At 70.0% G+C, this 16,832-nt stretch carries 15 protein-coding genes; 9 read left to right on the top strand and 6 right to left on the bottom strand.

What is annotated here, in order from left to right; translation table 11 throughout:
• Complete coding sequence (locus MTR79_RS17475; RefSeq protein ID WP_189364786.1) at positions 1-1,203, top strand: hypothetical protein; 1,203 nt, start codon at positions 1-3, stop codon at positions 1,201-1,203.
• A 651-nt stretch (positions 1,204-1,854) separates the two neighbouring features.
• Here MTR79_RS17475 and aztD read toward each other — a convergent pair.
• The 4 genes from aztD to aztB all read right to left on the bottom strand — a co-directional run bounded on the left by aztD (position 1,855) and on the right by aztB (position 6,237).
• Positions 1,855-3,057 carry a zinc metallochaperone AztD gene (gene aztD, locus MTR79_RS17480; protein ID WP_244791153.1) on the bottom strand — a complete coding sequence of 401 codons (1,203 nt, stop codon included), beginning with the start codon at positions 3,055-3,057 and terminating at the stop codon, positions 1,855-1,857.
• Positions 3,058-3,145: 88 nt separating this feature from the next.
• Positions 3,146-4,123 (bottom strand): zinc ABC transporter substrate-binding protein AztC, encoded by a 978-nt coding sequence (aztC, locus tag MTR79_RS17485; protein WP_189364784.1) that lies wholly within the window; start codon positions 4,121-4,123, stop codon positions 3,146-3,148.
• A complete protein-coding gene (locus MTR79_RS17490) occupies positions 4,120-5,355 on the bottom strand; it encodes a hypothetical protein (protein WP_244791155.1) in 1,236 nt (411 codons plus the stop codon). The genes aztC and MTR79_RS17490 overlap by 4 nt, the downstream gene beginning before the upstream one ends.
• A gap of 21 nt (positions 5,356-5,376) precedes the next feature.
• Positions 5,377-6,237 carry a zinc ABC transporter permease AztB gene (gene aztB, locus MTR79_RS17495; protein ID WP_244791157.1) on the bottom strand — a complete coding sequence of 287 codons (861 nt, stop codon included), beginning with the start codon at positions 6,235-6,237 and terminating at the stop codon, positions 5,377-5,379.
• 15 nt (positions 6,238-6,252) lie between these two features.
• Between aztB and aztA the strand changes: the two genes are divergently transcribed.
• Positions 6,253-6,996 (top strand): zinc ABC transporter ATP-binding protein AztA, encoded by a 744-nt coding sequence (aztA, locus tag MTR79_RS17500; protein ID WP_244791159.1) that lies wholly within the window; start codon positions 6,253-6,255, stop codon positions 6,994-6,996.
• 332 nt (positions 6,997-7,328) lie between these two features.
• On the opposite strand, the gene MTR79_RS17505 is transcribed toward aztA, so the two are convergent.
• Positions 7,329-8,210 (bottom strand): arylamine N-acetyltransferase, encoded by an 882-nt coding sequence (locus MTR79_RS17505; protein WP_244791161.1) that lies wholly within the window; start codon positions 8,208-8,210, stop codon positions 7,329-7,331.
• A 289-nt stretch (positions 8,211-8,499) separates the two neighbouring features.
• Between MTR79_RS17505 and MTR79_RS17510 the strand changes: the two genes are divergently transcribed.
• Entirely contained in the window at positions 8,500-9,234 is a 735-nt protein-coding gene (locus MTR79_RS17510) for an NmrA family protein (protein ID WP_244791163.1), read from the top strand.
• A gap of 83 nt (positions 9,235-9,317) precedes the next feature.
• Positions 9,318-10,283: an RNA polymerase sigma factor SigJ gene (gene sigJ, locus MTR79_RS17515; RefSeq protein WP_244791165.1), complete on the top strand. Its 966-nt coding sequence runs from the start codon at positions 9,318-9,320 to the stop codon at positions 10,281-10,283.
• 50 nt (positions 10,284-10,333) lie between these two features.
• Here sigJ and MTR79_RS17520 read toward each other — a convergent pair whose 3' ends face one another.
• Positions 10,334-11,281, bottom strand: a complete 948-nt coding sequence (locus MTR79_RS17520; RefSeq protein ID WP_244791167.1) for a LysR family transcriptional regulator — start codon at positions 11,279-11,281, stop codon at positions 10,334-10,336.
• Positions 11,282-11,452: 171 nt separating this feature from the next.
• On the opposite strand from MTR79_RS17520, the gene MTR79_RS17525 reads away from it, so the two are divergent.
• The 5 genes from MTR79_RS17525 to MTR79_RS17545 all read left to right on the top strand — a co-directional run bounded on the left by MTR79_RS17525 (position 11,453) and on the right by MTR79_RS17545 (position 16,623).
• Positions 11,453-11,953, top strand: a complete 501-nt coding sequence (locus MTR79_RS17525; RefSeq protein WP_189364776.1) for a hypothetical protein — start codon at positions 11,453-11,455, stop codon at positions 11,951-11,953.
• Between the two features lie 160 nt (positions 11,954-12,113).
• Positions 12,114-13,340, top strand: a complete 1,227-nt coding sequence (locus tag MTR79_RS17530) for a hypothetical protein (RefSeq protein WP_244791169.1) — start codon at positions 12,114-12,116, stop codon at positions 13,338-13,340.
• Positions 13,341-13,369: 29 nt separating this feature from the next.
• A complete protein-coding gene (locus tag MTR79_RS17535) occupies positions 13,370-13,861 on the top strand; it encodes a hypothetical protein (protein ID WP_244791171.1) in 492 nt (163 codons plus the stop codon).
• Between the two features lie 597 nt (positions 13,862-14,458).
• Positions 14,459-15,169 carry a polyprenyl diphosphate synthase gene (gene uppS, locus MTR79_RS17540; protein WP_279953082.1) on the top strand — a complete coding sequence of 237 codons (711 nt, stop codon included), beginning with the start codon at positions 14,459-14,461 and terminating at the stop codon, positions 15,167-15,169.
• The gene (locus tag MTR79_RS17545) at positions 15,166-16,623 is read left to right on the top strand and encodes an oxygenase MpaB family protein (protein WP_244791173.1); all 1,458 of its coding nucleotides are present in this window, start codon (positions 15,166-15,168) and stop codon (positions 16,621-16,623) included. Before uppS ends, MTR79_RS17545 begins: the two co-directional genes overlap by 4 nt.
• Positions 16,624-16,832: the final 209 nt, after the last annotated feature.

The following is a 16,832-nucleotide window of genomic DNA, read 5'->3' on the forward strand; positions in this document are numbered from 1 at the left end:
ATGCCTGCTGCTGCCACACCCGTCCTGCTCGTCTCCGACCATGTGGCCGGAGCGGTACACCTGCTGACCGTCCCCGACGGTGCCGTAGCGGGACGCCTCACCGGCCGTCATCTTTCGGAGCACGCGGGGTTCTTGGCTCTGCCGGGCGGGCGGGTGGCCTGCGTCGACGACCGCCGCGGGGAACTGCTGGTGCTCAACCCCTACGCCGAGGAACTCGTGGAGCGCGCGGTCCCGGTCGCCGTGCCGGCCGAGCACCTCGCCTGCGACCCGTCCGGCCGCCGACTGGCCGTCACCACCGGCCTCGGCAAGAACAGCGAACCGTGGTCGGACCTGCTGACGGTCCTCGACCTGGCCACCGGAGAGGCAGCACGGGTACGGACGCGCGTCGGCGAACCGGGCGTCACCGTGCTGGGCGGGGCCGACCCTCTGGTCGTACTGCGGCACCGGGAGCCCGGTGCGCTTGCCGTCCACCGGTTCGCGGACCTCCTCGCGGCTCCGCCCGGCTGCCCCCCGGTCACCCCTCACGCGCTCCTGCCGCTGCCGGACGACGGACACGGGGACGCACAGGCACCCGGCTCGGAGCAGGTGTTCGCGGCCACGAGCCAGGGAGTGCACCGGGCCCGCAGAAGGGGCGACGTCCTCGTTGCCGAGGCGGTCGTTCCGTGGGCGGCGCCGGCCCGGGGCTGGTACCTCCGGCTCGACACCCGGCGTCAGGCACTGTGGACCACGCTGCGCGGCGGCGACCCGGACCCGCTGCGCTGGCCGGAGTGGACCAACCAGGCATGGCACCACGAGCTGGGAACCGGCCGTACGCTGCTCACGGACCTCGGTCCCGGGCTCGTCTTCCGGCTGGCCCTCGCCCGGTGCCACACCGCCTTCACCCGTGTCCATCCCGACGGCGACGAGCTGATCCTGCTCGGCGCCGACGGCGCCGCCCGCCGCTTCCCCCTGCCCGGCATGGACGGGGCTCCACGTCGCGGCGGCACCCCCTGGGAGGGCGTCCAACGCCGCGCGGTGGCCGCCTCACCGGGCTCCGACTGGATCGCCGTCACCCGGGGCGGCCACGGGGAGGTGCACATCGTCGACGCGGAGACGGGCCACGAGGCGGCGCGTCCGCGGCTGAGCACACCGCTGCATCACGGCGGCCATCTGACACTGCGCGTTCAGAACGACGGTGCCGACGGTGATCCTGTGGGCCGGTGACGGACTGTGGGCCGATGCGAGGTCTGCCGCGACGGCCCCCTCGGCTAACGCGTACGCGTCGATGGTGAAGGAGGTACCGCCCGTCGACGCGGCCTGGCGCGCTCGACCACCACGTGGTCCACATCGGGATGGCAGCGTCGCGGGGAAGCGCTTCCCGCAGCGATGCGCAGCTGTCCGAGGGTATGTGGACCGGTCCGCCGTCCGTGGACGTGCGCACGCAGCGCGGGTACGGCTCGCGCGGCCTCCGGTGAGAGCCGGACCTCCGCCTGCGGGCACCGGAGCGGCCGGATGACGGGCGTCCGGCCCTCGGCTCCGCAGACGGCGACGCCTCAAGGGCCCATCCCGCACTGCGAGAACCAGCTCTTCGTCAGATGAGCAGGAGAACTCGGGGTATCCGCTAGCCGACGCTGTCCCGTACTCGGTTCTCGAGGGGGTCTCTTCGCGGCCGGCATGGTCGCGCTGTGCTTCTGGGTTCTGGTGATGCGCCGCCGCACCCTGGAGCGCCTCCACTGGATGCGCCAGGCCTTGCAGCACAAGTGAGTGCCGGACCGCCGCCACCGGGGGTGGCGACGGCGAGGGCCCACATCGTCACGGTGGAAAGCGGCCACAGCGGCCCGCGGCGGGCCGCTGTGGCGAGGGCATGTCGCGCCGTCAGTGTCCGGCGACGACGCCCGACAGTTCGTTGGTGCTCTCCGGCAGGGTGACGGAGGCGGTCTTCTTCCCCGTGTCCAGGTCGATGGCGTGCAGCGCCTTCTTGCCGGGGTCGGAGACGTACGCGGTGTGGTCGCGGACGAACAGGGTGGGCCGGGCCTGCTGCCAGTCCAGCGGCTCCTGCCACTCGCCCACGGCGGGGATCTTCTTCTCGATCTCGCCGGAGTTCTGGTCGATGACGTGGATGGCGCCGTCGGTGCCGAGGACGAGGGCCTCGCCGTGCGGGCCGCGGGCCAGTGAGCGGAAGGAGTAGCTCGTGCCCAGGTCCACCAGGCGCAGCTTCTTCTTCTCGGTGTCGACGAGGGAGACGCGGGTGGGCCGCTCCAGCTCGGCCTCGGGGTCGGTCTTGTAGTCGCCCAGGAGGATCGGCGAGGTGTCGCTGCCGGCCTGGTTGCCGATGCGGCCGTAGTCGTCAGGGGCTTCTATCTTGGTGAACTCGCCCTGCTTGTAGATCAGGATGCCGTCCTCGCAGCCGACGGCGACGGCTTCGTTCTCGGCTGCCGCCTCGCCGTGGACGCCGGGGCAGTTCTCGTTGCGTGCGATCTCCTTGTTGTTCTCGTCCAGCACCAGAGCGCCGGTGCGCTTCTCCTCGGTGCCCAGGGTGCTGAGGAGTTCGCCATTGGCCAGCTCGATGGCGACCCCGTGGTGGGCCTCGGCGGAGGTGTAGGTGCGGCCTTCCGGCTTCTTGCCGCTGCCCAGGTCGGCAGGGTCGAAGACGTTGACCTCCCCGGTGCCGTCCGTGAAGAGCACGGTCTTGCCCGCGTGGCGTACGACGTGGCCCGGCTTGGCGCCCTTGTACTCGATGTCGGTGAGGCTCTGGCCGGTGGCGTTCAGGACGCGGAAGCCGCTGTCGGTGGAGACGATGACATGGTCCTCGTCGCCCGCGGGGTTGACCCGGTTGAAGCCGGGAAGCTCGATGGCCTTGGCAAGCTTCAGGCTCTCCCCGTCCAGGATGTAGAGGCCGCCGTCGAAGGTGGCGACCAGCGGGTTCTTGACCGCTGCCGCGGGCGTGGCGCTCGCGGTCCCGTCCGCCTTGGCCTCGGCAGAGGAGGAGTCGCGCCCTCCGCAGGCGGTCAGAACCGTGGAGGCCGTCAGGGCGAGTGCCGCGCCCATGATGACTCTGCTGCGTATCGACTTGTTCATTCGTGTGTTCCTTTCCGCGCCGCCCGGTGGCGGCGGTGTGGTGTGACGGTGTCGGCCCGTCTGCCGGCGGGCAGGGAGACGCTGCGGGTCAGGCGCCGGTCAGGCCGTGGACCATGGCGGTGGTGTTGGCGCGCATCATCCGCAGGTAGGTGTCGGCGCCCCCGCCCTTGGCGGTCAGTGACTCCGAGTGGAGTCCGACGACACGGACCTGACCGCGCATCTCCGTACGCAGCACCTCGGCAAGCCGTTCGGGCTGGGAGGAGTCGGCGAAGACGGTGCGCACGTCCGCCCGCTCCATCACCTCGGTGAGTGAGCGGAGGTCCGAGGAACTGGGTGAGGCCAGCGTCGTGCCGCTGGGGATGACCGCGCCGATCACCTGGAAGCCGAAGCGGTCGGCGAGGTAACCGAAGACGTGGTGGTTGGTGACCAAGGCCCGCTTGCCCGCCGGTATGCGGTCGAAGGACTTCTCCATCCAGGCGGTGAGCTCCGTCAGCTCCTTGGCGTAGCGGTCGGCGTTGCCGCGTATCGTGTCGGCGTCCACGCCCTGGACGTGCTCGATGACCTGGTCGGCTATCAAGGCGGTGACCTTGCGCACCCGCTCGGGGTCGGTCCAGAAGTGGGGGTCGGGCTCTCCCGTTCCGCCCTCGGGGCCGCCGTCGTCAGCCGTACGGAAGGTGAGCGGGTCGGCCGCCTCGCCGGCCGCGAGGGTGGCGACGCCGGACTCTCGGGCGGCGTCCACGTGTCGCAGTACGTTCTCCTCGAGTCCCAGGCCGTTGTAGACGACCAGGTCGGCCTGTTCCAGCTCGGCGGCCTGCACCGCGGAGAGGCCGAAGGAGTGCGGGTCGGCGTTGGGCTTCATCAGGACGGTCACGTCGGCTTCGTCACCGACGATCTCCCGGGTGACGTCGCCGAGGATGTTCGTGGTGACGACGATGCCGGGGCGGTCGTCGCCGGTGGTGCAGGCGGTGGCGGTGGCGGCCACGACGAGTGCCAGCAGGCCCAGGAGCAGGCTGCGCAGACGTGCGATGCTCACCCTCGCGCGCTGCTTCGCCTCGGTCCGGCTCATCGTCCGGTCTCCGCCATGAGGACCGGCCTGACGTCCAGATCGAAGGAGCGCGCAACACGCAGGCCGTCGTTGTAGTCGATCTCGAGCACCTTCTTCCCGTCGGGGTCGTTGACGTAGGCGCGGCTGCGGTCGACCTCGATGACGGGGGCGCTGCCGTCGGTGCCGGTCCGCTTCCCTCCTGTCAGGAGCGGCTCGGTCCGAGCGGTCTGCTGTCCGGTGGCGATGTCATAGCCGTGCAGCGAGCCGTCGCTTTCCAGGACAAGCAACGGGGATCCCTCTCCGGCGGTGTTGACCGCGACGACCGGTCCGGTGTTCACACGCGTCCAGGTCCGTTCGGCGACGTCGAGGACCCAGACGGCGTCGTCTCCGGCCGCGGCGGTGAGCGTGTCGCTGCCGGGCCGATGACGGAAGACGGTGGCCCGTTCCGTCGCGGGGACATCCGTGCCGTACGGGATCGCCTCGGCGGTGAAGGCACCGTTGTGAGCGCGGAGGAGCAGGGCGCCGTCGGCGCAGCCGAAGATCACCCCGCGCCTGGTCACGGCGTCCCCTCGGGGCTCCTCGCACGTCACGTCCGGTGAGGCGACGCTCTTTCCCCTGCGGTCGAGGACGACGAGTTCGGTGGTGCCGCTTCCGTTCCTGAAGGCGAGCAGGTGTTCCTCGTACGGGACGACGGCGCCGGTGTGGGTGCCCGGCAGCGTCACGGGAGTTGCGATCTTCCCTTGCTCCAGCTCGCTGCGGTCGTAGAGGAGGGTGCGCCCGTCCTCGTCGGTCACCGCGGTCACGGCGGCGTCGCTGCGCACTTGGGCGCGGCCGCCGGCGGGAAGCTCACCCACGTCCCGTGTCGCCGCGCTGTAGTAGTGGACGTGGTCCCCGTGGTCCACCATCCAGACACCGCTGTCGAGGACGTGCGTGCCTCCGGGTGTGTGGAGGTAGCCGAACCTGCCGTCGGTCCCCAGCCGGACGGCGTCCTTCACCTGTGCCGTCGTGTGCACCCGGCCGGTGATGAGGTCGAGGATCCTGGTGTCGCCGCTGACGGGGTCGTTGAGGAGGAGCCGTGACTGCTGCTCGGCGGCCTCCCGTGCTCCCTCGACGTGTCCGTGCGGGACAGCGGACGAGGAACTCGCCTCCGGTGGTGCGGTGTTGCTCCCCGGGCCTCCACAACTCGTGGTGAGCAGCGCGGCGAGCACCAGTGCGGCCGATGCATATGGGGTGACGTTTCTGCGTACGGTCATGGCGATCGCCTCTGACTTCTTTCAGTCGACTTCGAGTACGGGGGCCGGGGCGGGGGTGTGGCGCGCACGGCGGTCACGCAGGCCGGACACCATGTGGGAGAGGAAGAACAGGCTCACCGCGAGCGCCGCGACGGTCGCGCCGGCGGCCGTGCTCAGGTGCCAGGACAGAAGCAGCCCGCCGAACGTGGCGGTGGCGCCGAGCAGGGCGGCGAGTGTCATGATCCCGCGCACGCTGCGGGCCCAGGGCAGAGCGGCGGACGGCGGTGCGATGAGCAGTCCGAGGACGAGCAGCGTTCCCACGATGTGGAACGAGGCCACGATCGCCAGACCGAGAAGGCCGAGCAGCACGGCGTGGGCCAGGCGCGGCCGCAGACCCAGGGTGTGAGCCTTGCGCTCGTCGAACGCCAGGGCCAGGAAGGCGCGGTGACCGAGGACCGACACCACCAGCGTCGCGAGCAACGCCAGCGCGAGCACGAGGAGGTCCTGCTGCCGGACGGCGAGCACGTCGCCGAAGAGAAAGCCGGTCAGGTCGACCGCGAAGGACTGCGAGCGCGAGACGATGATCACGCCGAGCGAGAGCATGCCCACGAACAGCAGCCCGATGCCGGTGTCCTGGGACAGCCTCGGTGTACGGCCGAGCGCGGTGACGCCGGCCGTCATGACGACGGCGCTGGCCACGGCCCCCACCATCAGGTTTCCGCCGAGCAGCGCGGCCAGCGCGACGCCCGGCAGCAACCCGTGGGACATGGCGTCGCCGAGGAAGGCCATTCCCCTCAGCACCACCCAGGTGCCCGCCGACGCGCAGATCGCGGACACCAATATCCCGCCCCACAGGGCTCGTTGCACGAATGTCGCTTCGAAAGGGGCCGTCAGCCATTCCATGCGAGGGACACTACAATGAAAATCATGTTCAACAAAGTTCACTCCTCACCCGCCTCGACCCCCGGGCGGACCGCCCACCTCTCCTTCTCCGGGTTGTGCGCCGGTTACCCAGGCCGCCTGGTGCTTCGTGAAATCAGCGCGGAGATACCGAAGTTGGCGACTACAGTGCTCGTGGGGCCGAACGGCAGCGGCAAGTCGACCCTGCTCGGCGTGCTCGCCGGTGTGATCCATCCGACATCCGGTGATCTCCACCGCGCCGGAGATCGGCGGCCCGCGTTCGTACCGCAACGCGGAGCCGTCGGCGACACCCTGCCGCTCACCGTCCGGCAGACCGTGGAGATGGGGCGCTGGGGCGACCGCGGCCCGTGGCGTCGGCTGACCCGTCAGGACCACGCGACCGTGGACGCGGCGCTCGACCGGCTCGAGATCCGGGACCTCGCCGCACGTCAACTGGGCGAGCTGTCGGGTGGGCAGCGTCAACGCGCGCTCATCGCACAGGGATTGGCGCAGGAGTCGGACCTCCTGCTCCTCGACGAGCCGACCACCGCTCTGGATCCGGAGTCGAGGGAGCGGATCGGGACACTGCTGACCGCACTGGTCGCCGACGGGGTGACGGTGGTCCAGGCCACGCACGACCTGACGGTCGCACGCGCGGCGGACGCCTGCCTCCTGCTCCAGGACGGCCTCCTCGCCGGACAGGGGCATCCGGACCAGGTCCTCACCACATCGGCGCTGGCCCGCGTCTGGCAGACGCTCTGAGGACCGGCAGCGCAGCCAACCACTACCGCCCCGCGGGGATCGCCGGCCGGGGGCCGAGCACTCGCCCGGCGCACGTCGCCGGACCCTGAACGCACCGCGGACCCGGTTGCTGGTGTCCCTCTTCGACCTGATCCTGCCCGGAGCAGCAGCGACGCGAGTGTGACCGCCGCTTCGCGGGAGGCGGCGGTCTTGTCGTATCGGCCGGCGATGCCGCGGGAGTCCTTGAGCCGGTTGGAGCAGCGCTCGACGGCGCTACGCCGAGGGCAGGGCTGTCCGTCGGAGCCGGCGCCCGCGGTAGGTGGCGGGCGGCTGGGCGACCGGTCAGGTCCGCTTCACCGAGGTGTGGGGCCGGGGCGGTGCCGGGCGGAGTCCAGCTCCCTCAGCCGGGTCACCAGCAGTCGGGCTTCCGCAGGGTCCGTGCGGATCCCGAAGACGTCGTCGAGGAGCTCGGGCACCTCGTGCGGCCCGACGGTCCGCGTCACCCGGTCCCGGCCCGGGCGTTCCGTCGTCCAGACCAGCGCGTCGAGCGTGTCGTACCGGTCGATGCGCTGCCGCTGGATGTACGGGCGGGTGACGAACGGGGAGCGGTCATGCGTGGCCACGAAGTGGTTGCCGACCGCGTAGTCGACGGGATACTGCGGGGTCTCGGTGAAGACCTGCCGCACCACCCAGCCCTCCGGGTCGTCCGTCTCGCCCCCGCGCTGCTGCACCGCCCAGCCTGGTGAGCCGTGAGTGATGTCCTGCCAGCGCAGCAGGTACGGCCACGGGCCCGCTTCACTGCGGCCGCCGTCGACCAGCTCGATGGGCTCAAGAGGGCTGTGGCCGAAGCCGACGTCGCTCAGCCATCGTGCGCCCTCCAGGTCCACGATCAGCATCGCGTGCGTCGCCGGTCGGGGGTGGGCGGAGTCCGCGCCCAGTTGTACCCGGCCGGAGACGGCGGTGAACCGGAACCCGAGCTTCTCCAGCGCGGCGGCGAAGAGCGCAACGTGCTCGTAGCAATAGCCGCCCCGGCCCCGGCGCACCAGCTTGTCCTGGACCGAGGGCACGTCGAGCCGCACCTCGCGATACAGGAAGCTGTCGAGGGTGTCCCAGCGCACGGTCAGCACATGCGCACGCTGCAGGGCCCGCAGCGTCTCAAGAGTGGGCGTCCGGTCACCCTCGTACCCGAGGTGGGTCAGGTAGGCATCGAGGTCCAGGTGTTCGCTGTTCCACATGATCGCTTCAACCTCACGCCCCCCGACAGCTATTCCATGTCCCGGGCACGGCGACCGGACCGCGCCGCACTTCCTCGGAGGCACCGCCGGTCGCGCAGCGTCACGTCCCGCACGGCAGTGCCACACCCGCAGCGCCTCGCCACCGCCCGGCGCTGCTACAGGCGACTCCTCCGCCTCACCACGTAGGACAGGGCGCGCCGGCGAACCTGCTCCACAACCTCACATTTTTCCGACCTGCGTCGTCATGTTGGTGAGGGCAGCGAATGGTGCCCCGGAACGGAGTGAGGAAATGAAGGTTTTCATCGCTGGCGGGCGCGGCCGTGTCGGGTCCCGCCTTGCTGACAACCTGGAGGCCAAGGGCATCGAGGTGGTCCCGGGAGGACTCGAGGACGGGGTCGACGTGATCTCGGGCAAGGGACTCGCCGAGGGTCTCGTCGGGGTCGACACCATCGTGAACGTCCTCAACACCCCCCGCTTCGATGCGGAGGGGGCGATCTCGTTCTTCGAGGGAGCGATCGACAACCTGACCGCGGAGGGCGAGCGGGCAGGTGTGCGTCATCACATCGTGCTCTCCATTGTCGGCGTCGGGGAAGGAGACGCGTCTGAGATCGGGTACTACCTCGGTAAGGTGGCGCAGGAGAAGGCCGTGCGATCCGCTTCGATTCCCGCCACCATCATTCGGGCCACCCAGTTCCAGAGCTACATTCCTGTCCTCATCGACCAGCACACCGTGGACGGAAAGGTTCTCGCTCCGAGGTCATTCATTCAGCCCGTCGACCTGGACGAAGTCATCGAGCTGCTCGCCGAGGCTGTCACGACGCTGGAGCCGGGAAGTGACATCGAGATCGCCGGCCCCGACCGCTTCTACCACGACGACCTCTTCCGTGCCACTCTGGCCGATCGCGGAGACGATCGTGAGGTTGTGACCGTGGACGGACAGGAACCCCTCGATGCCATGGTTCCGCGTGGCGCGTACCGGACAGGCACCGTGCGGTACCCGATTGCAGGAATTCCCACCGCCTGAATGCGACAGTGGGGAGAAGTGGGAACGTCTGACCGCCGGGCAATAGGTCAGGCGTGCCGCGCTCCCATGAGAAAGGGTGCCCCATGCCGGAAGATCTTCCTTTCGAATCCGCGGAGTCCGGAAAAGTCGAGCGTGATGAGTCACGGGCTCTCGATTCGGTCATGGCGGAGCGGCATCGACTGCTGTCGCTGGCCTTTCGCATGATGGGCACCCTGGCCGACGCCGAGGATGTCGTGCAAGAGACATATGTGAGGTGGTACCGCCTTGATCCCGAGGAACGCGACAAAATCGCGGCGCCCGCGGCATGGCTGATGCGGGTTGCGAGCCGCATCTCGCTCGATCTGCTGGGTTCCGCGCGGGCGCGACGGGAGACGTACGTCGGGCAATGGCTACCGGAGCCAGTTCCGGCTGACCTCTTCGCGGACACAGCCGTTGCGCCGCTGAACTCCAGCCGTCTCACTGCCGATCCGCTCGAACGTGTCACTCTCGACGATGCCGTCAGCATGGCATTGCTGACGGTCCTCGAGGCCATGACCCCAGCAGAGCGAGTGACGTTCGTGCTGCACGATGTGTTCGGCGTCCCGTTTGACGAGATCGCCGGTGTCGTAGGCCGTTCAGCAGCAGCAACAAGGCAACTGGCAACGTCCGCGCGCCGCCACGTTCGACGAGGAAGACGCGCACAGGTTTCTCCCCACCAGCATGACGAGGTCGTTCGGGCATTCCGTGGTGCGACTGCCGGAGGGGACATCGAGGGCCTGCTCCGCGTGCTGTCTCCGGACGTCGAACTGCGAGTGGACGGCGGCGGCTTCGTCAATGCCGCGCCTCGTGTCATCCGTGGGTCGGATCGTGTAGCCCGGTGGTTCATGGGAGTGATGCGCAAGCAGCCCGCCCTCCGTTTTGAGCGGCGTGACACAGCTGACGGTCTCGGATTCATCCTTCGAGACGAGGGGCGTCGGTACGGAATCATCACCTTTGACGTCAGTGATCAAGGCGTCACGAACGTGTGGCTGATGCTGAATCCGATGAAGCTGACGAATTGGACACTCTGATTTGTTCCGGAACGGGTTGCGCTGCGGGTCTTGTGGGTCCGTTCGGCCTATCACGCCACTGCCACACACCGGGCCGCGCCGGCAGCGGCCTTGATCAACGGCTCGGTACGGTTGCTCCTCAGCCAGGCGAGGCCGGCCGTGGAGGGAGGCAGGTCCGTCACCTCGACATAGCTGACGCCCGGGCGCGGGAACAGGTCGCGGGCGGCGGCCGGCAGGAAACACATACCCTCGCCCCGGGCGACGAGATGGAGCAACCCCTCCACGTCCGAGGCCACCGGTCCGTAGCGGACCGGCGTGTCACCGGGCCGGGGATCCACCGCCCAGAAGTCCCACCACACCCGGGGCACCTGGGGCGGTACGTCGATCACCGGACGGTCCGCCAACTGCGCGAGGGTGATCCGTGACCGCTCCGCGAGCGGATCGCTCGCCGGCAGACAGGCCAACCGGTCCTCCGTGGCCAGGTGCTGGACCTCGATGCCGTCGGGTACCGGTGGCCGCAGGAAGACGACATCGACGTCATGGCGGAACAAGGCGTCGAAGTGGTCCGCGAGGTGGAGACTGCGCACGTCGATCTGTACCTGAGGGTGCCGCGTGTGCAGCAGGCTCAGGACGGCCCGGGTGTAGGGCATCGCTGCCTCGGCCCCGACGGTGCCCACCACGAGTCGGCCCGAGAGCCGGCGCGCCTGCGTCGAGGCGCTGTGACTCAGCCGGTCCATGGCTGCCACCACGCCCCGCGCGTCCGCCAGCAACACCCTCCCCTGCGGCGTGAGCGTGACGGTCCGGCTGGAACGATCGAACAACTGCACACCGAGGCGCCGTTCGAGGTCCTTGATCTGCTGGCTCAGGGCCGACTGCGTGATGAAGAGACGGGCGGCGGCGCGGGAGAAGTGGAGTTCCTCCGCCAGGGCGACGAACAACCGCAGCTGGTGGGCGCTCGGTGTCCGTGGATCGGGACCCGTCGGTGCTCCCGCCCCGGAGACCGTTCCGCCAGCAACCATCATGAATCCCTCATGGATCAGTTTTCATCCCGCATGGACATAAGCGATGACATGCACCGAGTGAGAGTGGAAGGCTCGATCGGAAGCGACGCCCCGTGCAACCCACCGGTTCCACGGGGTCTTCCGACCATCGCTGCGACCATCACTTTCTCGACAACCGGGGGACGGCACATGTCCATGAGAAGAGCGGTGGCGATCCTCGCCGCCCTCCTGGCCGTACTGTTCAGCGCGGGCGCCGCTCAGGCGTCGACGGCGCAGGCCGACCACACGATCCGTGCGACGCCGAGCGCATCACGCGGACCCGACGCCGCGCCTCCCGCGCCCCAGGCATCGTGCACCGCCCGCAACGTCAGCCACTACGACGCCTGGACCGGGCGCACCTGGCCGCGGGACTGGGTGTGCGGCAACCGGGCCGGAGCCCCGCTGTACGGCTGCGCCAGCTTCATCGCGGCCTGCCCGGTGATCGGCTGGATCGACACCTCGTCGAGCTGGTTCGTGTGCTGGGGCCGGGGCGCCTGGCACAACGGCGGCAACAATGTCTGGTACTACACCATGGGGGACCGCGTCGCTCCCGGTCAGGAAGTGCAGCATGCATGGGGATTCATCCCCGCGGTGGACGTGTGGACGTCGACCGACCCCTGGCCCGGCATGACGGAATGCAACATCCCGTAGGCCGCCCAACGGCAGCTACCAAGGCGCTCGGCCCGGGGCCGCACGCGTCCGGCCCGAAGGCTCCTCGATGGGGTGTCGCCGTGCCGGACAGCACGATGCCCGCCTCGGACGCCCCCTCCCTCATCGCGTTTCCCGCATACTCGCCGAGGACCGTCACGACATGCTCCGTATCTCACGCCACTCCCCCACGCACTCACGCCGCACCCCTCCGCGCACGCTCGCCGCAGCCGCGGCTCTGCTCTCCCTCGCGTTCACCTGCGCGGCACTCCCGCACTCCGGTGCGGCAGCGGCGGGACCGAGGACTGCGGACGGCACGCAGCCGACCGCCCCGCGAACCCCTCAGGTGCCCGCCGGCGTCACAGCCGGCGTAGCCGTGTTCGACCGGCAGACCGGCACCTTCACCGAGCAGCTCAACGCGTCGGCGACGTTCCGCTCCGCCTCCGTCGTCAAACTCCTGCTGGCTCTCGACTTCCTGTGGAACCGCAGCCCCGCCGACATCCCGGACGCCGACCGTGCCCGGCTGGACGCCATGCTCCGCAGCAGCCAGGACAGCGCCGCCAACCACTACTGGTCGACCTACGGCGGGCCCGCGATCGCCGACCGCATGATCACGCGTCTCGGGCTCGTCGACACCGCGCCGCCTCCGGCCGGATATGAGGGTTACTGGGGCTACACGGCGATCTCCGCCCGCGACACGGTGAAGATCTACCGCCACATCCTGGAATCGGCCCCCGCCGATGTGCGCGACTTCATCATGCAGCGTCTGCGCCAGTCGACCCGGTGCGCCTCCGACTCCTTCGACCAGCACTTCGGCGTCGCCGCCGCCTTCAACCGGCCGTGGGCCGTCAAGCAGGGCTGGTCGGCCTTCTCCGCGAAAGGCACCTGCGGCCCGGGCAGCAGCAGCTCGGCCCGTACGCAGGCCGGCTCCGCCGCCCCCGCCACGGGAGCCGCGGGCGTCGACCTGAGCCGGCCGGCGCTGCACACGACCGGCACCGTCGGGACCGGGGACCGCTCGATCGTCGCCGTCCTCACCCTGCACCCGGACGGCACCTCCTACGGCAGGGCCTACACCGACCTCGGCCGACTGACCCGTTCCCTGCACGTTCCCGGCGGCACGGCACCGACAGGTACGTGGTACGGAACGTGGGGGTCGGATGTCGCGGTCCGCAACGACCCGGCGCTCGGAGACAACCTGCTGACCCGGCTCCCGGCCGGCGTGGAAGTGCTGGTGGGCTGCCAGAAGAAGGGCCAGTCCGTCTCCGTCCCGCCCTACACCAACGACTGGTGGGCGTATCTGCCGCAGTACGGAGGCTACGTCACCAACATCTACATCAGTCATCCGGACAACCAACTGCCCGACGTTCCGCTGTGCACAGAACAGCACTGATTCCGGATGTCTCCGGAAAAGGAGTGATGATGTCGCGTACCAGACGTTCCGCCTTCGCAGTGGCCGGTGCCTTCCTGTGGGTACTGGCGTCGGCCTTCGCGTCGGCCCCGGCCCACGCAGCCCCGGACACGCCCCGCGAGAACGACAGCCACATCATGATCATGCCCCCGGCACCCCGGGAGACCGCCGCCTCACGTGCCATGGCAGCCGTCTCCCCCACGGTGTCCCCGGCGGCCGACTACGTCCACACCACGTCGGGCAACCCCGTCGAGTGCACCTCGGGCAACCTGTGCGCCGGCGTTTGGGACCCCGCCGTGGGCAAGTACAAAGTCTTCTTCCTCTACCGGTGCGCCCAGTACTCCCTGTCGTACTGGAACGGCGTCGGCCAGGCCGTGAACAACCAGGTCGGGGCCGCTGCCTTCTTCTACGGCCAGAACGGACAGGTGCTGGACGTCGCCCTGCCGGAGAACAGGCCCTTCACGTACGACTGGACGCCGGTGTGGTCCATCCGCAACTGCTGAGGGACGCGCTCCGGCCACGACCGCGAGCCCCGGCACCGGGCGCGTCGGATGCGGCCCGACTGGACTGAAGCACCCGCGGGGATGCCGACCATCGACACGGTCCGGTCCTGTCGCACTGCGCAGCGGCCCGGACTTCCCCGCTCAGCTCGACGCGCGGCCCCTGCCCCCGTGACGGGGCAGGGGCCGCTCTCCGGCGCCCGCTCGGCGGCATCACTACTCGGCGGACACCGGAGCGTCTCGGAGCCGAGGACGACATGAGCGTCGTGGGTGCCGCCGACGTTGCCGCCGTGCGAAGCCGTGGGAATCGGACAAAGGAGCCAAGGGTGGTGGCCGCCCGTCTGGCCGGTCCGGTCCGATCCGCCCTGTCAGACTCCAGGAGGGGATGCGCCGGTGGGGCTGGGATGAGGCGCCTGGTGAGACGGGGTTGGTGTGACCGAGCGCGGTACGGCCGAGCGCGCCGTTCCGGAGGGGACGGGGCAGGCCACGAGAGGCCACGGCATTCCGTGCGCACGCGCGGCGACGGGGAACGGGCCGGGTGGGCGACAGTACGGAGACGGCGCCGACGGGCAGCGGCAAGGCGACCGGGCGGCGCGTGCGGTGCCACGGCACGTGGCCTGCGTGATGGACGGCAACGGCCGCTGGGCACAGCGGCGTTCGCTTCCCCGCACAGCGGGGCACCAGGCCGCTGAGACCACTGTCATCGACATCATCGAGGCGGCCCGTGCAGCCGGCGTGGAGTGGCTCAGTCTGTATGCCTTCTCCACCGAGAACTGGAGCCGTCCCGGCACGGAGGTCGACTTCCTGATGCGTCTGGTCCGCCGGGTCGTGCGCAAGCACGCGCCGTTGCTGCTGGCCCGGGGCATCCGCTGCCGTTTCCTGGGGGTCGCCGACTCGCGTATCCCCCGTGAGCTGGCCCAGGATTTCGAGGACCTGGCGACGCTGACCGCCGGCAACCGGGGGATGACGCTGACCGTGGCCTTCGACCACGGAGGGCGCCGGGACATCGTGGAGGCCGCCAGGTCGCTGATCCGCAGCAGGACACCCGCGGACGAGGTCACCGAACAGCTCTTCGCGGACCACCTGCCGTTCCCCGACACCCCCGACGTCGACCTGGTCATCCGCACCTCCGGCGAGCAGCGCATCTCCAACTTCATGCTCTGGCAGGTCGCCTACGCCGAGTGGGTCTTCCCCGAGGTGCTCTGGCCGGACTTCCGGGCCCCCGACTTCCTCGCCTGCCTGCATACCTACCGGCGCCGCGACCGCCGTTTCGGCGGTGTGCCGCCCCGCACGATGGGAGACCCCTCATGACCACCACAGGAACGGCCGGCGAGACGCCCCTGTTCGGCCCGGATTCACGGTTCAGCGGCTTCTTCGACGACCCGCGCTGGGCGCTGGCCATAATCCGTGCCACTGTGCTGGAGGCCGCGCACCCTCAGATCGGTGCGGCCCTCGTCGACAACTCCACGTTCGTTGCCCACCCGTGGCGCCGGCTGCGCAATACCTTCCTGAGTATGCGGCGCATGTTCGGTGCCGACCCGGTGGTTCGGGAGCGGGAGGCCGCCCGGCTCAACAGGCTGCACGCCCGCATGAGCGGCTCCGACTACCGCGGCCGTGCCTACGACGCGATGGACCGGGCGACCCGGGCCTGGGTGGTCGCCACCCTCTTCGAGAGCGCCGTCACCATGTGCCGGCTCAGCGGTCAGCCGCTCGACCAGGACACCATGGAGCGGATGTACGCCGAGTACCGGGCGTTCCTCGCCGCCCTCGACGGCGACGCCTCGGAACTGCCCGAGGACCTGGACGACTTCTGGCGGTACTTCGACCGGGTCGTCGAGGACGAACTGGAGAACACCGAGGCGGCCCGCGTCATCCTCTACCGGCTCTTCGACCACCTGCCTGCCCCGGCACTGCTGGACGGGGCACCGACGCTGTGGGCGGCCGGCCGGGCTGTCGTCGGCCCGCTGCTGGGCGCCATCACCGTCGCCTCGCTCCCCGAGGCGTACCGGCGCCGGGCCGGCTTGCCGGAGATGCCCGGCGTCTCGACGCTCATGCAGGGCGCCTACTGCGCCGCCGGACTGGCCCGCTTCCTGCCCGAGGGCTGGATCAACGCCGAAAGCATCGTCGAGGCCCTCTCCCTGTCACCCGACAGTGACGACCCTCGGGCACGGACCGTGGCCGCCCTGGCCGCCCGCATGAAGCGGGCTTCGGCTCTGCTGCGCCTCCTCACACCACTGAGCGGCGTCCTCCACCCGGATCCGGCGCCCTCAGCCGGCGTGGGAGAGAGCCGGCGTTCGGCGGAGGAGTTCTTCCGCGACGTGCTGGACCAGACCGGGGACGGCCATCTCGACTGGCCCGACCTCGCCGCCATGGCCCGTGAACTCTGCACCCGCCTCGACCTGGACGAACCCGAGGAGACCCGGCTCTACGACGCCTTCGCCGCCTGGTGGCGCGAACTGCAGGCGGCCCTCGACACGGACGGCGACGGCCGCGTCAGCGCCGAGGAGTATGCCGCCGCCGTCCCCTCCCTCGCCGGACCCGCGCTCATCCGCGTCGCAGAAGTCCTCTTCGACGCCACCGACAAGGACGGCAACGGAACCATCGACGCCGACGAGTACCGGACCCTCTTCCGGACCGCCTTCCACCGCGACCTCACCACCACGGACGGCGTCTACAGCCAGAGCGCCTTCGTGAGCGACTTCCTCTCCTTCATGTCGGGCCGCCGTACGAACACCGCGTACGACCCGCTTCTCGCCGACGCCTAGAGCAGGTCTCCGCACAGGGCCGCGTCAGCGTCGGGCACTGTCGACGAGGAGGGCCGCCCGGCCCGGGACCGCCGAGGAGAGAGGAGGTCATCTGTCACGCCCGCGGCGAAGAGAGCCATCAGGTGCCGGTGGGCGGCGGCAACCCCAGGCGACGTCAGCCAACTGGTGGCGCTGCCGGCCGTGATCCCGGCCCTGGCCGGCGTCTCGGC

It is taken from the genome of Streptomyces sp. BJ20 (assembly GCF_022869105.1).
GTDB lineage: Bacteria > Actinomycetota > Actinomycetes > Streptomycetales > Streptomycetaceae > Streptomyces > Streptomyces griseoincarnatus.

What these genes read in the sequence shown, in the direction of transcription:
- MTR79_RS17475 (WP_189364786.1), top strand. Translation starts at nt 1, where the DNA reads ATGCCTGCTGCTGCCACACCCGTCCTGCTCGTCTCCGACCATGTGGCC.
- aztD (WP_244791153.1), bottom strand. Translation starts at nt 3,057, where the DNA reads ATGAACAAGTCGATACGCAGCAGAGTCATCATGGGCGCGGCACTCGCC.
- aztC (WP_189364784.1), bottom strand. Translation starts at nt 4,123, where the DNA reads ATGAGCCGGACCGAGGCGAAGCAGCGCGCGAGGGTGAGCATCGCACGT.
- MTR79_RS17490 (WP_244791155.1), bottom strand. Translation starts at nt 5,355, where the DNA reads ATGACCGTACGCAGAAACGTCACCCCATATGCATCGGCCGCACTGGTG.
- aztB (WP_244791157.1), bottom strand. Translation starts at nt 6,237, where the DNA reads ATGGAATGGCTGACGGCCCCTTTCGAAGCGACATTCGTGCAACGAGCC.
- aztA (WP_244791159.1), top strand. Translation starts at nt 6,253, where the DNA reads ATGAAAATCATGTTCAACAAAGTTCACTCCTCACCCGCCTCGACCCCC.
- MTR79_RS17505 (WP_244791161.1), bottom strand. Translation starts at nt 8,210, where the DNA reads ATGTGGAACAGCGAACACCTGGACCTCGATGCCTACCTGACCCACCTC.
- MTR79_RS17510 (WP_244791163.1), top strand. Translation starts at nt 8,500, where the DNA reads ATGAAGGTTTTCATCGCTGGCGGGCGCGGCCGTGTCGGGTCCCGCCTT.
- sigJ (WP_244791165.1), top strand. Translation starts at nt 9,318, where the DNA reads ATGCCGGAAGATCTTCCTTTCGAATCCGCGGAGTCCGGAAAAGTCGAG.
- MTR79_RS17520 (WP_244791167.1), bottom strand. Translation starts at nt 11,281, where the DNA reads ATGGTTGCTGGCGGAACGGTCTCCGGGGCGGGAGCACCGACGGGTCCC.
- MTR79_RS17525 (WP_189364776.1), top strand. Translation starts at nt 11,453, where the DNA reads ATGTCCATGAGAAGAGCGGTGGCGATCCTCGCCGCCCTCCTGGCCGTA.
- MTR79_RS17530 (WP_244791169.1), top strand. Translation starts at nt 12,114, where the DNA reads ATGCTCCGTATCTCACGCCACTCCCCCACGCACTCACGCCGCACCCCT.
- MTR79_RS17535 (WP_244791171.1), top strand. Translation starts at nt 13,370, where the DNA reads ATGTCGCGTACCAGACGTTCCGCCTTCGCAGTGGCCGGTGCCTTCCTG.
- MTR79_RS17545 (WP_244791173.1), top strand. Translation starts at nt 15,166, where the DNA reads ATGACCACCACAGGAACGGCCGGCGAGACGCCCCTGTTCGGCCCGGAT.